Annotated in this window: 12 protein-coding genes and 2 pseudogenes; 10 read left to right on the top strand and 4 right to left on the bottom strand. The window is 37.1% G+C overall.

Going from position 1 to position 15722, the window contains the following annotated elements; genetic code table 11:
* Window positions 1-128: 128 nt before the first annotated feature.
* The 3 genes and pseudogenes from QNJ66_RS03050 to QNJ66_RS03040 all read left to right on the top strand — a co-directional run bounded on the left by QNJ66_RS03050 (window position 129) and on the right by QNJ66_RS03040 (window position 5586).
* Window positions 129-4742 carry a tetratricopeptide repeat protein gene (locus QNJ66_RS03050; protein WP_300502919.1) on the top strand — a complete coding sequence of 1538 codons (4614 nt, stop codon included), beginning with the start codon at window positions 129-131 and terminating at the stop codon, window positions 4740-4742.
* Between the two features lie 196 nt (window positions 4743-4938).
* Window positions 4939-5276 (top strand): annotated as a pseudogene (locus QNJ66_RS03045) (type II toxin-antitoxin system RelE/ParE family toxin).
* Window positions 5277-5280: 4 nt separating this feature from the next.
* Complete coding sequence (locus tag QNJ66_RS03040) at window positions 5281-5586, top strand: transcriptional regulator (protein WP_300502917.1); 306 nt, start codon at window positions 5281-5283, stop codon at window positions 5584-5586.
* A 93-nt stretch (window positions 5587-5679) separates the two neighbouring features.
* Here the strand turns inward: QNJ66_RS03040 and sufC are convergent, their stop codons facing one another.
* Window positions 5680-6450: a Fe-S cluster assembly ATPase SufC gene (gene sufC, locus QNJ66_RS03035; RefSeq protein ID WP_300502915.1), complete on the bottom strand. Its 771-nt coding sequence runs from the start codon at window positions 6448-6450 to the stop codon at window positions 5680-5682.
* 84 nt (window positions 6451-6534) lie between these two features.
* Window positions 6535-7977, bottom strand: a complete 1443-nt coding sequence (sufB, locus tag QNJ66_RS03030; RefSeq protein WP_300502913.1) for a Fe-S cluster assembly protein SufB — start codon at window positions 7975-7977, stop codon at window positions 6535-6537.
* Between the two features lie 280 nt (window positions 7978-8257).
* Between sufB and sufR the strand changes: the two genes are divergently transcribed.
* The 6 genes and pseudogenes from sufR to QNJ66_RS03000 all read left to right on the top strand — a co-directional run bounded on the left by sufR (window position 8258) and on the right by QNJ66_RS03000 (window position 12230).
* Complete coding sequence (sufR, locus tag QNJ66_RS03025) at window positions 8258-8917, top strand: iron-sulfur cluster biosynthesis transcriptional regulator SufR (RefSeq protein WP_300502911.1); 660 nt, start codon at window positions 8258-8260, stop codon at window positions 8915-8917.
* Between the two features lie 177 nt (window positions 8918-9094).
* Window positions 9095-9394 (top strand): type II toxin-antitoxin system HigB family toxin, encoded by a 300-nt coding sequence (locus QNJ66_RS03020; RefSeq protein ID WP_300502909.1) that lies wholly within the window; start codon window positions 9095-9097, stop codon window positions 9392-9394.
* Complete coding sequence (locus QNJ66_RS03015) at window positions 9357-9776, top strand: transcriptional regulator (RefSeq protein ID WP_300502907.1); 420 nt, start codon at window positions 9357-9359, stop codon at window positions 9774-9776. Before QNJ66_RS03020 ends, QNJ66_RS03015 begins: the two co-directional genes overlap by 38 nt.
* 84 nt (window positions 9777-9860) lie before the next feature.
* Complete coding sequence (locus QNJ66_RS03010; RefSeq protein WP_300502905.1) at window positions 9861-10118, top strand: hypothetical protein; 258 nt, start codon at window positions 9861-9863, stop codon at window positions 10116-10118.
* Window positions 10111-10356, top strand: a pseudogene (locus QNJ66_RS03005) (DNA cytosine methyltransferase); the annotation flags it as partial. The gene QNJ66_RS03010 and the pseudogene QNJ66_RS03005, both read left to right, overlap by 8 nt.
* Window positions 10357-10526: 170 nt before the next feature.
* Window positions 10527-12230 carry a protein adenylyltransferase SelO family protein gene (locus QNJ66_RS03000; protein WP_300502902.1) on the top strand — a complete coding sequence of 568 codons (1704 nt, stop codon included), beginning with the start codon at window positions 10527-10529 and terminating at the stop codon, window positions 12228-12230.
* Between the two features lie 35 nt (window positions 12231-12265).
* On the opposite strand, the gene QNJ66_RS02995 is transcribed toward QNJ66_RS03000, so the two are convergent.
* Complete coding sequence (locus QNJ66_RS02995; protein WP_300502900.1) at window positions 12266-12757, bottom strand: SH3 domain-containing protein; 492 nt, start codon at window positions 12755-12757, stop codon at window positions 12266-12268.
* A 221-nt stretch (window positions 12758-12978) separates the two neighbouring features.
* On the opposite strand from QNJ66_RS02995, the gene QNJ66_RS02990 reads away from it, so the two are divergent.
* On the top strand, window positions 12979-14151 hold the full coding sequence (locus QNJ66_RS02990) for a MerR family transcriptional regulator (RefSeq protein WP_300502898.1): 1173 nt from the start codon (window positions 12979-12981) through the stop codon (window positions 14149-14151).
* Between the two features lie 34 nt (window positions 14152-14185).
* Here QNJ66_RS02990 and QNJ66_RS02985 read toward each other — a convergent pair whose 3' ends face one another.
* Entirely contained in the window at window positions 14186-15688 is a 1503-nt protein-coding gene (locus QNJ66_RS02985; protein WP_300503027.1) for an AAA family ATPase, read from the bottom strand.
* Window positions 15689-15722: the final 34 nt, after the last annotated feature.

The raw sequence follows: 15722 nt of genomic DNA, 5'->3' as shown, positions 1-15722 counted from the left end.
AGGGACTGCGAATATCTTAAACTTTTTAATTAGGTTAGCATAGGGAGAATTTAACAACTGTCATATAATCTTGTAAAAGAAAAAAAGCTGAATTAAAATTACAGAATACTGGCTTAATTTCAGAAGTGATGGGACAACAAATAGGGGAACGTTATCAAATCATTGAACCTTTAGGAAGTGGTAGCTTTGGAGAAACATTTTTAGCTAAAGATACTCATCTTCCTGATGAACCTAGCTGTGTGGTAAAACAGTTAAAACCTGATGATGAAGCTCATCTAGAGATTGCTAAAGGTTTATTTTATAAAGAAGCAAAAATTATCGATAAATTAGGGAAACATCCCCAAATTCCTAAATTGTTTGCTTATTTTGAAGAAGACAAAGAATTTTATTTGGTTCAAGAGTTTATTGATGGAGAAAATTTAGATAATGAGTTAAACTCAGGGAAAAAATATAGTGAGTCGGATGTTAAAAAGTTATTAATAGATATTCTGGAAATATTAACTCATGTTCATGGAAATAATGTTATTCACCGTGACATTAAACCTGGTAATATTATGCGTCGTCAAAGCGGTGAGTTAGTATTAATTGATTTTGGGGCAGTTAAACAGGTAGGAACAATTGTTAAAGAGACTGGTAAAACAATTAAAACGGTTATTATTGGAACACCTGCATATATGCCAAGTGAACAAGCTATGGGAGAACCTGAATTTAGTAGTGATATTTATGCAGTAGGAATGATAGGAATTCAAGCATTAACAGGAGTTTTTCCAGGGGTTTTAAAAGAAAAATATAAAAATAAAGAGACAGGAGAAATTGATTGGCGACATTTAGCTGATGTTAGTGATGATTTAGGTGATATTTTACATAGAATGATTCGTTATGATTATCGACAAAGATATATATCAGCAACAGAAGTTTTAGACGAAATTAAGTATAATAAATATGTGTCTATTTCAACTAAATTAATAGCAGATAAACCTAGAAATACTCGAATCCAAAGTGAATTTGAAATCGCATCTAAACCTAAGAAAGGTTTATTAAATCGCTTATTAAAACCCTTGGATATTTTTAAGGCTATTGAATTGTATAATCAAGGTTTTAAATTAGCTGATTTGGGGAAATATGAAGAGGCGATCGCTAGTTATGAGAAAGCAATAGAATTGAATCCTAAGTGTCATGAAGCTTGGTGTGATAGAGGAAATATGTTAGGTCGTTTGGGAAGAGATGAAGAGATGATTTGGTCTTATGATAAAGCTTTGGAAATTGAACCGAATGACTATTATCTTTGGAATGTTAGAGGGAATCTTTTAAAAAGATTAGGGAGGAATGAAGAAGCGATAAAGTCTTATGAAAAAGCAATTGAAATTAAAGAAAATTATGCTAAGGCTTGGTTAAATTTAGGTGATATGTGGGAGAAGTTAGGACAATATGAAAAAGCGATTGGTGTCTATGATAAATTACGAGTTATCAATGGTGATTATCCTCAAGCTTGGTTAAAAAGAGGTGATAATTGTCAGAAGTTAGACAGGAAAGAAGAGGCAATAAAATCATACGACAAAGCTATTGAACTTAAACCAGACTATCCAGAAGCATTGGAGAAAAAAAATAGTCTTTTAGAGGAGTTAGTAAGGTATCAATATAATCAAGGAAATCAATTTTTTGAGTCGGAAAAGTATGAGAAAGCAATTGGATCTTATGATAAATTTTTACAAGCAAATCCTAATGATTATGAAACATGGTTTAAGCGAGGAAATATATTAGAGTCATGGGAAAGATATGAGGAAGCAATTAGGTCTTATGATAAAGTTTTAGCCATTAAACCAGATTACGAAGACACTTGGGAACGTCGCAAAAATATGTTAAATGCTTTGGAAAACTATCAATATAATCAGGGAAATGATTTATTGGAGTTAGAAAAATACGAAGCAGCGATCGCTTGTTATAATAAGGTCTTAAATATTAAACCAGATAAACATGAAGCTTGGTTTTATAGAGGAATAGCATTACAAGATTTAGAACAATATGAACAAGCAATTTCATCTTATGATAAAGCATTAGAATTGAAGCCTAATCAATCGGAAATTTGGTATAGACGAGGAAATGGGTTAAACAGTTTACGCAAATATGAACAAGCGATGGCTTCTTATGATAAGGCTTTAAAGATTAATCCAGATGATTATTATGCTTGGAATAATAAAGGAAATACATTGAAAAATTTAGGAAAGCTAGATGAGGCAATTCTGTCTTGGGACAAAGCTTTAAGTCTTCAACCTAATAAATATGAGACTTGGAATAGTAGAGGAAATGGGTTAAGAAGTTTAGGAAGATATGAAGCTGCGATCCAATCTTGGCAGAAAGCATTAAAAATTAAGTCTGATGATCATGAAATTTGGAATAAATTAGGGTTAACTTTAGATTATTTAGAAAGACATGAAGAAGCGATTTCTTGTTGGGATAAGGTGTTAGAAATTAAACCATATCAATGGAAAGCTGTGGATAACAAAACAATAGCTTTAAAACGATCAGGTAAATTAAAAAATACAATCAAATCATACTATAAAATATTTATTATAAGACCTGAATCTAGAACTTATCAAGGTTGGGGTAATCAAGGAAATCAGTTATTCAATTCAAAAAAATATGAAGAGGCGATCGCTTGCTATGATAAAGTAATTGAGATTAAACCTGATGATAATAAAGCTTGGAATAACCGAGGGAATGCTTTAATGAAAATGGAAAAATATGAAGAAGCGATCACTTCCTTTGATCAAGCTTTAGAAATTGAACCTGATGATCATCAAGCTTGGAATAACCGAGGGTTAGCGTTAGCTGACTTAGGAAGGTTGGATGAGGCCATAGCTTCATACAATAAAGCTTTAGAAATTAAACCTAATAAACATAATACTTGGAATAATCGAGGCATAGCTTTTAAAAATTTAGGAAGGTTAGATGAGGCCATCTCATCATACAATAAAGCAATAGAAATTAAACAGGATAAATATGAAGCTTGGCATAACCGAGGGAATGTTTTATCTAGCTTAGGAAGGTTAGATGAGGCCATAGTATGCTATGACAAAGCATTAAACAATAAATCAAAATCCTCTAGCCTTTCTTTGTCTTACATTTTGTACGATAGAGGAAATACTTTAAAATTGTTAGGAAAAGTTGAGGAAGCAATTACTTCTTATAGTAAATCCATAGAAATAATATCAAACTTCTCACATTCTTGGAATTCTTACGGTCATATCTTAAAGGCGGTGACAAGATATGAAGAAGCTATTAATTCTTATGATAAAGCTATAGAAATAAACATAAAAAATCAAACAAGTCAATTTTTGGATACAGGAAATAGGTCATTATTAGTTACTGTCAAAAACTTAGATAAATATACAGTATTGAAAAATAGAGGTGACGTATCAAAACTATTAGAAAGAGATGAAGAAAGCATAAAATACTATGATCAAGCTTTAGAAATTAAACCAGATTATCATCAAGCTTGGAATAGAAAAGGGATAGCATTACTTAACTTAGAAAAGAACAAAGAAGCAATTATCTGTTTTGATAAGGCAATAGAAATTAAACCAGATAATTATGATTATTGGTATAATAAAGGGAATGCTTTAAAACGATCAGGAAGATTGGAAGTTGCTATTTACTGCTATGACAAAGCATTAGAATTTAAACCTGATTATCAATTAGCTATTAATAAGCGACAAGAAGTAATAAATAAGTTAGCAGTATCTGAATATGATAAAGCCGAAAAATTAAGACAGTTAGGAAAGTTTGAAGAAGCGATCGCAGACTACGACAAAGCATTAAAAATTAACCCTGATTTTCATGAAGCTTGGAAGTATCGAGGAGATATTTTACGCGACTTAGAAAGGTGTGAAGAAGCAATCTTATCCTACGACAAAGCAATAGAAATTAAACCTGATTATTATAATGCTTGGAATAACCGAGGGTTAGCTTTATCTAATTTAGGAAAGTTAGATGAGACAATATTATCATACAACAAAGCATTAGAAATTAAGCCTGATTGTCATGAAGCTTGGTGTAACCGAGGGAATGCTTTACATGACTTAGGAAGGTATGAAGAGTCAATCCCAGACTATGACAAAGCATTAGAAATTAAACCTGATTTTCATCAAGTTTGGAATAACCGAGGGAATGCGTTAGATAAGTTAGGAAATTATGAAGAGGCGATCGAATCATACAACAAAGCATTAGAAATTAAACCTGATGTACAACTGCATATCAACAACAGAAAAAAAACAATGGAGAAGTTAGCAATATCTGAATATAATAAGGGGGAAAATTTAAGAAAGTCGGGAAAACATGAAGAAGCGATCGCATCCTACGAAAAAGCATTAGAATTGAAACCTGATTATGTTAATGCTTGGTTTCATAGAGGGTATGTATTATATGATCTAGGAAGGCATGAAGAGGTTATAGCATCTTATGACAAAGCATTAGAAATTAAACCTGATCATCATGAAGCTTGGTATAACCGAGGGATATCTTTATGGAGTTTAGGAAGGTTTCAAGAAGCGATCGTTTCCTATGATAAAGCATTAGAATTTAAACTAGATTATCATGAAGCTTGGCATAACCGAGGGTTAGCTTTAGATAGGTTAAGAAGATATGAAGAGGCGATCGCATCTTATGACAAAGCATTAAAAATTAAACCAGATGAACAAAGTTATATTAATAACAGAAAAAACACAATGGATAGATTGAAGTAGTAAATATTCACCGTAGGGGCATAATATTATTATGCCCACAAATGCCATTATGTTGAGATAATACCTTTTATGGATTTAACAGTTTCATGGGTTTAACAGTGTTTTGGGTTTAACACTGTTAAACCCCTACGAGATAAATAAATTAGTCGAAAAAAAATTAAATTTAAACGTATTTTTTACTACATTATTATGGAATATGAATGAAAATAAATGGGAAATACAAAAATATGTTACCGACACAGAAATGTGTCCTTTCGATCAATGGTTTGAAAAACTGGATATTCAAACTCAAGTTCGAGTTGATGTACGTCTTGATCGGGTGAGTTTAGGAAATTTTGGAGACTATAAAAGCGTAGGGAAGGAGTTTATGAGTTAAGATTATTGTTTGGCGCAGGATATCGAATTTACTACGGTATAATAGGTAAAAGGATTATACTTCTTTTAATAGGAGGGGCAAAAAAGACCCAAAATAAAGACATTAAAATAGCAAAAAAATTCTGGAAAATTTATCAAAATGAACAGGGAGGTATATAATTAAATGCCAGTTAAAAATTATCGAGACGATCTTTTAAAGAGACTATGTGATCCTCGCTATTCATCTCAATATTTAAAAGCAGCATTAGACGAAACCCTAAAAGATGGAAATCAAGAAGCTTTTTTAGTTGCTTTAAAGAATATCATGGAAGCAAAAAAAACTATTAATAATATAGCAAAAGATATGAATGAATTACAAGAGAATAGTGTAAAATTTTCTTTAGAAAAAGAACCTTTGACCGTAGAAAATCTTTTATTTATTTTACATTCAGTTAATTTAACTATCGACTTTAAACCTATTTTGGAATAAATTTTTTCACTTAGTTTATTATTTTTACCCTCATTTTTATCTATAAATTATCTAGGAGTAAGTTACATCTTGCCCCTAGATAAACCTTATAATTTACGCTTTTGCGAGTAATTTCTCCTCGATGAAATCATAGCCTGATTCTTCTAATTCTAGGGCTAATTCTTTGCCACCACTGGTAACAATTTGACCATCATACATAACATGAATATGATGGGGTTCAATATAGTTTAATAACCGTTGATAATGAGTGATTAATAAGAAAGCATTATCAGGAGTTGCTAACTGATTAACCCCATTAGAAACAATCCTTAAAGCATCAATATCTAACCCAGAATCAATTTCATCTAAAATACCTAATGTTGGTTCTAATAAGGCCATTTGTAGGATTTCATTACGCTTTTTTTCACCCCCAGAAAAACCTTCATTTAAGCTTCTTTCTAAGAAAGCAGAGTCCATTTTAACAACATCTAGTTTTTCCTCTACTAAATCTTCAAAATCAAAGGTATCGATTTCCTCTAAACCTAAATGTTTACGACGCGCATTATAGGCTACTCTTAAGAAGTCTAAGTTACTGACACCAGGAATTTCTAAAGGGTATTGAAAGGCCAAAAATATACCTTCTAAAGCTCTTTCATCGGGGCTTTTATCTAGGATGTTATTTCCTTTATAAAGTACCTCACCACCTGTAATTTCGTAGTCAGGATGTCCTGCTAAAACCTTGGATAAAGTGCTTTTTCCTGATCCATTTCTGCCCATAATAGCATGAATTTCACCTGCTTTTATTTCTAAGTTAACACCTTTTAAAATAGGAGTTCCTTCTACATTGGCAGTCAAATTTTTAACGGATAAGATAACGTCGCTCATGTTTTTTTCTTGATTGTTAATTGTTGATAATACCAGTCATCATCTTGTAAAACTGATAACTGATAACTGGTCACTAATAACTGTCTAACCTACGGTTCCTTCTAACTTCAAACTCAATAATTTATCGGCTTCAGAAGCAAATTCCATGGGTAACTCACTCAAGACATCTTTACAGAAACCACTGACTAACATTGAGACAGCATCTTCTTCAGAAATACCCCGTTGAGCAAAGTAAAATAGTTGATCTTCTCCAATTTTAGAAGTAGAGGCTTCGTGTTCAACTTTTGCTGAATTATTATCAACTTGAATGTAAGGAAATGTATTAGCTTCCGCATTATCTCCAATTAACATTGAATCACATTGGGAGTAATTTCTTGCCCCTTTTGCTTTGGGTCCCATTTGCACTAAACCGCGATAACTATTTTTAGAGTTACCAGCAGAAATACCCTTAGAAATAATGGTGCTACGGGTATTTTTTCCAATATGAATCATCTTGGTTCCCGTATCAGCTTGCTGCATATTATTCGTTAAAGCAATAGAGTAAAATTCTCCCACAGAATTATCTCCTACTAAGACACAACTTGGATATTTCCAAGTAATAGCAGAACCAGTTTCTACCTGGGTCCAAGAAATCTTGGAATTAACTCCTTTACAGAGTCCTCTTTTGGTCACAAAATTGTAAATTCCGCCCTTTCCTTTTTCATCGCCGGCGTACCAATTTTGCACCGTAGAATATTTAATATCTGCATCATCTAATGCCACTAATTCCACCACCGCAGCGTGGAGTTGATTACTATCATACATGGGGGCAGTACAACCTTCTAAATAGCTGACTGATGCCCCTTCTTCTGCTACGATTAATGTCCGTTCAAACTGTCCAGTATCTCCACTATTAATACGGAAATAAGTTGATAGTTCCATAGGACATGTTACCCCTTTGGGAATGAACACAAAAGAACCATCACTAAACACAGCAGAATTTAAGGCCGCAAAGAAATTATCAGCAACGGGAACCACACTCCCAAGATACTTTTTAACTAACTCAGGATGTTCTTCTAATGCTTCAGAAATAGAACAAAAAATAACACCATCTTCGGCTAATTTTTCTTTAAAAGTTGTGGCAACCGAAACACTATCAAAAATAGCATCTACCGCTACATTACTAAGACGTTTTTGTTCCGATAAAGGAATGCCCAACTTTTCAAAAGTTTCTAATAAAGCAGGGTCAACTTCGTCTAAATTGTTGAGTTTTTCTTTCTTCTGTTTGGGGGCAGAATAGTAAATAATATCTTGATAATTAATTTGGGGATAGTTAACATGAGGCCAAGTAGGTTCCGTCATTTTTAACCATTGTTTATAAGCTTTGAGACGAAACTCTAACATAAACTCTGGTTCGTTCTTTTTAGCAGAAATAAGACGAATGACATCTTCATTTAAACCACGAGGAATGGTATCAGCTTCAATGTCAGTAACAAAGCCATATTTATAAGGTTGGTTGACTAGGTTTTTGACGGTGGTTGCACTCATTAGATTTTGTGTTCTCCGTTTCAGTTCAAGATGTTTCCCCAATAGAGGGAGAGTTGAGTAATTTCAAGGTGGCATTTTGACAGGGAATGAGTCGTTAACCCCACAAAACCCGCGTTTCTCGGATCGCGTTAATAAAACAACATTTTTGTTTCCTTATTATAGCTTACAATAGATTAACAACTCAATTGTTGTCAAAGTCACATTACCCTAAAATTTTCTGTAACTTTTTCTCAAGTGCGATCGCGGCATTTTTAATATATCTGACTTTTAAGTTTAAAAAATGACTACTATACAGCCCCCTTCCACAAAAGACGACATTTTACAGCATTTACTCAAACAAGGTAAAGCAACCGCCCATGAACTCGCTGAAACTCTTGATATCACTCCTCAAGCTACTCGCCGTCATTTGAAAGACCTAGAAGCAGAAGGGTTGCTGGAACATCATCCCTTACAGGAAGGGTTAGGACGACCACAATATGTCTATTCTCTCAGTAAACAGGGTCGCGATCGCTTTCCTAATCAATATGGGGAGTTTGCCGTGTCTTTTTTGGAGACATTAATGGACACAGTGGGAGAAACTCAGGTTAAAGAGGTTCTACGTAAACAATGGCAACGCAAAGCAGAGGAATATCGGCGACGTATTGGCCAAGGTTCTTTAAAAGATAGGATAGATCGGCTGGTTAAAATGCGCCAGGAAGAGGGTTATATGGCTGAAATACATAGGGCAAATGTAAAAAATGGCTTAAAAAGTCAAGAAGAGGGTTATCTCTTGGCTGAGCATAATTGTGCCATTTCTGATGTGGCTGAATCTTATCCGACGGTGTGTGGTCATGAGTTAGAAATGTTTGCTGATATTCTGCCCGATTGTATTATAGAAAGAACCCACTGGATTAATGAAGGGGAACATAATTGTGGTTATTTAATTAAATTTAAGGGTTAGGAATTAATTTTAACCATTTAGTCATTTTTTTAGTTAGTCATCTTGACCATTGTTTTACAATGTGGAATTTTACTTGACAACATACTCTCATTTTGAGAGAATATAACGATGTCAATCGAATTGTAATCATGATGAACACTAATCTTTGTCAAACTAGAAAAATTATTAATTATCTAAATGAAACTTATTGCAATTTCTCGCTTACGTCAAGATGCAAACCGTTATCCTGGCGTTAAAAAACAAGTTGAAAATTGGTACAAAGTTGTTAAAAATGCTAAATGGAATAACTTAGAAGAAGTCAAGAAAATATATAAGACTGCCGAAGCAGTTGGAAACTTTACTGTTTTTAATCTCAAAGGAAATAATTACCGTTTGATTGTTGGCATTGATTATGAATCCCAAGTTATCTATTACAAATACTTCTTAACCCATAGCGAATATGACAAAAACAACTGGAAAAATGACCCCTACTTTTAATGAAGAAGCTTATCGTAATCTTCTGGTTGAAATTGCTCCAAAAGTAATTGAATCAGAAGCAGAATATAAACAATTATTAACCATTACTGAAAGATTAACTTTTAAGAAAAATAGAACAGTAGAAGAAACTAAAATTTATCGATTATTAGTTACATTAATTGAAGCTTACGAAACAGAAAACTATCCCATAGAAGATTGTGAACCTTATGAAATATTACAACATTTAATGGAAGTTAGTGGCACTCGTCAAGCCGATTTGATAGGTATACTTGGCTCAAGTGGAGTAGTTTCTGAAGTCGTTAATGGTAAACGATCTATTAGTAAAGCTCAAGCTAAAGCATTAGCTGATTATTTTAATTTATCTGCTAACTTATTCATTTAAACCATAAACAATGTTATGATCAAAGACTAAACTGTATTATTATGGTAAAGCTTATTAAGAAACGAATTAGATTCTATTAGGTTAATGACCAATAAAAAACTCAAGAAATATCAGAGAAATATTAACGACCTTAAAGAATTGGCAGCAATTTGGTGGCCAGAAGAATTATTACTAGAAAGTGCAACAGCTAGTATTATTCCAATACTGTTAAAAACACAAGAGCAATTTATCTCTATTTTAACCCTTTGTGATCAAAGTCCTGAACAGGTTTTTGAAGTTATTAATGCTGCTAAATTTTCGGCTAATCTTTTTCTCAAACATCTTGTTATTTTAAGTGTTTAAATTTTTAGATCCTGATAGCATCTCTATTACTTTAACCAGTGCTGATGCTCATAGATTAGGAATTGTTATTAATAATAAACCTCGCAGACTTACCCCTAGAGAATGTGCAAGATTGCAGGGTTTTCCTGATAATTTTAAATTACATCCTGATCATAGGGCTACTTATAAACAATTAGGAAATTCTGTTAGTGTTCCCGTGGTTGAAGCAGTGATGATGGATTATTTTCAAAATAATTAGCAGAAAAAAGGTAGGTATTTAATTAGATTTAAGGATTAGGAATTGATAATATTTTATCTTATCCTGATGTCGCCAGAATCACCTAATCTTCTTTCTGTTTCTAACCAATTTAGAAAAAACTATTTAAGATAGTTATAAACCAACCACTATATAATTATAAGTTAACAACAATGTCGTATAAATCTAGATCATCTGCTGAGCCTTCTGTAAATACTTTCGATGAGTTTGTGCGACTGGCGGATTATTCTCTGATGGATACCTTAAGTGCCGACCCTAAGGCCACGGTGGATGGAGATGATCACTATGCCCGCCAGGTTTTCTCTGGTCATTTCGTACCTGTGACACCTACGCCCCTTGCAGAACCAGAATATGTAACCCATAGCAGCACCTTCTTTAAAGAACTTGGGTTGAGTGACGAGCTTGCGTTTAATGAACAATTTAGCAAGATATTTTCTGGTGATATCTCTGCTACCCGTGAGCCTATGCGTCCGTTTGGCTGGGCGACAGGTTATGCACTGTCGATTTATGGCACCGAATATATCCAAAATTGTCCATTCGGTACGGGTAATGGTTATGGGGATGGTCGCGCCATATCTGTATTTGAAGGAATAATCAATGGCCAGCGCTGGGAAATGCAGTTGAAGGGTGGCGGACCAACCCCTTATTGCCGTGGTGCTGACGGGCGCGCAGTCCTACGTTCAAGTGTGCGTGAGTTTCTGGCACAAGAATATATGCAGGCTTTAGGTGTTCCCACATCGCGCTCTTTGACACTGTATGTTTCTAAATCTGAGACCGTTACCCGGCCTTGGTATTCTCAAGACTCCCATTCCACCGACCCTGATATTTTGGTGGACAATCCTGTGGCTATTTCAACTCGCGTTGCACCATCGTTTTTGCGCGTTGGTCAGCTAGAGTTATTTGCCCGCCGCGTTGGCAGTAATGCTCATCCAAGAGCATTAGAAGAATTGACCATGATAGTGTCCCATTTAATTGAGCGAGAATACAAAAGCGAGATTAATCAAAACCTTGGTTTTTCAGATCAATTGGTTGAGTTGGCTAAGCAATTTCGCCAACGTCTCACTTCACTGGTGGCTAATTGGCTACGTGTTGGTTATTGCCAGGGTAATTTTAACAGCGACAACTGCGCTGCTGGTGGCTTTACCCTAGACTATGGACCATTTGGGTTTTGTGAAAATTTTGACCCTTGGTTTCAACCTTGGACTGGCGGCGGCCAACACTTTTCATTCTTCAATCAGCCAGTTGCAGCAAAAGCGAATTATTATATGTTTTGGAAAGCTGTCAGATCCCTACTCGCAGAAGATGCTGAAGCTTTAGAACAGTTTGATCAAGTAGGCCGTGACTTTGACCTGGCAATGCAAGAACAAATCCAAAAAATGTGGGCTGCCAAACTTGGCTTCTCTGAATATCACCCAGAGTTATTTGAGAAACTAATGCAGTTAATGACGGACTCAGAGGTAGATTACACCATTTTCTTCCGCGAGTTATCCCATATACCAGAGGATGTTGAACCATTGAAAAAGAGCTTCTATGTTAAAACTTCAGAACAACTCGATGAACAATGGCAATCTTGGCTCTTAAGCTGGCGCGAACTCGTCGTTAACGAGGGCAATCTGGCTGAGATATCAAAAAATATGAAAGAGACTAACCCAAAATATACATGGCGAGAGTGGTTGATTGTTCCAGCCTACCAACAAGCCATGCAAGGTGACTACACCTTAGTCAAAGAGTTACAAGAAGTGTTTAGCAACCCCTATGATGAGCAATCACAGGAAATAGAAGATAAATACTATCGTCTAAAACCTAAGCAGTTTTTTGATGCTGGTGGCGTATCTCACTATAGCTGCTCATCATAATATTTAAGGTGGGCATTGCCCACCCTAAATTTGTCTTATTCTTCTATTTTTTCTACATTACCGGCTTTAACCCAACCTTCTCTTTGACTGCCTGGGAGACGGACTTGCTGCCAATCACCATCGGCAGTGGTTTTGAGTATGATTAGTTCGGCATCGTAGCCAACACCACCTATTCTATCGGCATCGGAAGCAGGTTGCGATCGCAGACTTAAACCGGTTGACCAAGTGACTTTAGCCCGATAGGCCCCGTCCGGTAATTCTTCGGTTTCTTCTTCTTCTTCAAAAACCGTTTCCGTGGCCGCCACTTCCTCAACGGCTTCAGTTTTGCTTTCTTGGTTAGAAACCGGTTGACTGTCAGCTTTAGCTGTAGTTTCTGGGGGTTTCTCTTCAGCAAAGGTGGGTTTTTCCGGGTTAGCACTCATACGAGCAAAAACCACATAAGCAAGGGAGGCAGTTCCCCCGACTAAGAGAAAAATACCGAGGAAAAATCCTAATAAAAATTGAAAAACGCCAGATAAACGATTCATAATGATAACAGGATATGAGATAACTTAAGGTTGCATATTAACGTTGATCGGGGTAAGTTAGCCACTGTTCCCACTAAATTACATTTATTAGCTTTTCTTTTGATTGACAATCTCCCGTCAAAATCGATGATTTAATCTTCTCCTTGACTCTCACGTTACGTCATTCTTTAGCATTTAGTTATCAACCGTAATCTTCTGAGAAATTGGAGTCAAGGCGACCTATGCCAAAACTTTTACAAATCGGGGAATTAGCAAAACAGACCGGATTATCCATTCGGACTTTGCGGTACTACGACGAGATTGGTTTACTGGTACCGTCGCATCGCACCGAGGCGGAGTATCGACTGTATAGCGAAGCCGACATTGCTAGACTTCAGCAAATTTTGTCGTTGCGACAATTGGGTTTTGCCCTCAAGGAAATTCGCGAGTGTTTGGAGAATTCGGACTTCTCACTACCGAATGTCATCAATCTGCATTTGGCGCGACTCCAAGAGCAGATAGCAGTGTCGCAGTCGCTTTTTACCAAGCTCAGCACCCTTGCCCAAAACCTCCAAAACTCCGAATCTATTGCGGTTGACGATATTATGCAGATAATAGAGAACCTCACTATGACTCAACAATATTTGACCCAAGAACAACATGATTTGCTTGAAGCCCGATTGAATCAGGGGCAGGCCGAGTGGCTCCATTTCGTGGAACAGGCAAAATCCCATATCACCCAAGGTCGTGACCTCAACGATCCAGAGGTGCGACAAATGGCATGGCAGTGGCGTTCCGACATTCGGTCATTTGTTGGTGATGACTTGCAACTCTACGAAGCCCTCATCCAACTCTATCAGCAAGAGGGAGCCGAAGCCGCTAGCTGGGGTACATTAGATGCCCCCACGCTTGAATATATTCTCAAGGCGGTGGCGCTATTGTCAGTACGGGAAGAGATGGTCGGGTTTTCCTGGGATCGCCTCACCCCCGAAACCCGTGAAGTGCTGAACAGAGGGCAGGAAGCTATGCGAGAGCTAAACCTCAACTTTTTCGGCACAGAAGGGCTAATTTTAGGGCTGTTAACTGTGGAAACAACCCCAGCCGCACAGGCTCTGAAGAACCAGGGCGTAGACTTGGTCATTGCACAAAACCTCATTGATGACTGGTTAGCTAACTGTAAAGTTTCTGCTACAGATATTCCGGCAGAAATTCCCTTTACACCTCGTACCTACCGGGTGCTGGAGCTAACTGCTGAACAGGCAAACCAGCAAGGTCACAAAAAGATAACCCCACAACATCTGCTGCTTGGCATTTTGCTTGAAGGCGAAACGACGGGTGGTGGTCTGGCAATGCGAGTTCTACGGGAGTGCAAAGTGGACTGTCAGAAGCTCAAGCAGCAGCTTAAAAGTGTCTAACTTATAATTGTGTCGCAGTTGCTGGATAATAAGGTTAGGGAGTCAGAGAATTTAAGCCACTTTGACGAGAGGCTAACCGTGCTTTTCCAGCAGCAGCCCACTGTTGCAAAAATTCAATTTCTTCTTGTGCAGTTCGGGCTAAAGGGATAATTTGACTTGCTGCTTCTAGGATATCATCGGTGCTAAAGTCACGGTTTTGACTAAAGCCAATGTGCATAGCCTCGATTAAAGTTTGTTCGATTTCTGCCCCCGAAAAATCTGGGGTTTCATAAGCCAGTCGCTTGATCTCGTAAGTCTTGAGATTATGGGGGCGCAGTCTGGATAAGTGGACGTTAAAAATGGCTTCTCGTTCCCCTTGACTGGGTAAACCTACAAAGAAAATTTCGTCAAAGCGGCCTTTACGTAGCATTTCTGGGGGTAAGGCTTTAATATTGTTGGCTGTTGCGACTACAAACACCGGGGATTTTTTTTCGGCTAACCAGGTAATAAATGTCCCAAAAACACGGCTGGTGGTGCCTCCGTCTCCTTTTCCTTCTACTCCGGCAAAGGCTTTATCTATTTCATCGATCCATAATACACAAGGGGCTAAGGCTTCTGCTAAACTTATCATCTGACGGGTGCGAGACTCGGACTCTCCTACTAAACCCCCAAACAGTCGGCCTACATCGAGACGGAGTAAGGGTAGGTGCCAATGGTGGGAAATGGCTTTGGCGGTGAGGGATTTTCCTGTGCCTTGAATACCTACTAATAGTAGTCCCCGAGGGTGTGGTAAGCCGTAAGAACGGGCTTTTTCGCTAAATGCCCCACCTCGGCGCAGTAACCAGTCTTTAAGGTTGTCTAAACCGCCAATATCGGATATTTGTTCGGTGGCTGGATAGAAGTCGAGAATTTGGGTTTGACGGATGGATTGACGTTTTTCTTCTAAAATTAGTTCTACGTCTTCTGGTTCGATGCGTCCATGACTGGCGATGCAACGGGTTAAAACACGGCGTATTCTCTCTAAGGAGAGTCCTTGGGCGGATCTGACTAATTCATCTACTAAGGTATCAGATAGGGGCTGTCCTGTGGCTCCTAGAAGGCGTTGTATTTCGCTTTTTATTTCTGTGCCGGTGGGTAGGGGAAAGTCAACTACGGTGAGGACTTCGCTTAGTTCTTCGGGAATTTGTACCTGGGGGGCAATGATGATGATATTTTTGGGTTGAGATTTTAAGCTACGGGCGAGGTTGCGGAGTTTACGGGAGATGGAGACATCTTCTAAGAAGCGTTGAAAGTCTCTTAAAATGAAGATTCCCCCGATGTTATTGGGCATTTTTTCGACAAATTCTAAGGCTTGTAGGGGGTTGCGTCTGCCTACTCCTTCGTTATTGGGGTTATCTTGATAGCCGTCTACGAAGTCCCAAATATAAATAGTGCGGTTTTGTAGGGTTTGTCCGCATTGGGCGATCGCAGTTTCTAGTCTTTCTTCTTCTGTGGTGGGAATATATATTAAGGGGTAACAAGCTCGCAGCAGTAGTTCAAATTCTTCTCGAAAGGTCATCATTAAATTAGAATCGTTGGTTATCTTTTTAGGT

The organism is Crocosphaera sp., from assembly GCF_030064895.1.
GTDB lineage: Bacteria > Cyanobacteriota > Cyanobacteriia > Cyanobacteriales > Microcystaceae > Crocosphaera.
This window is presented reverse-complemented; position numbering and strand designations above follow the sequence as displayed.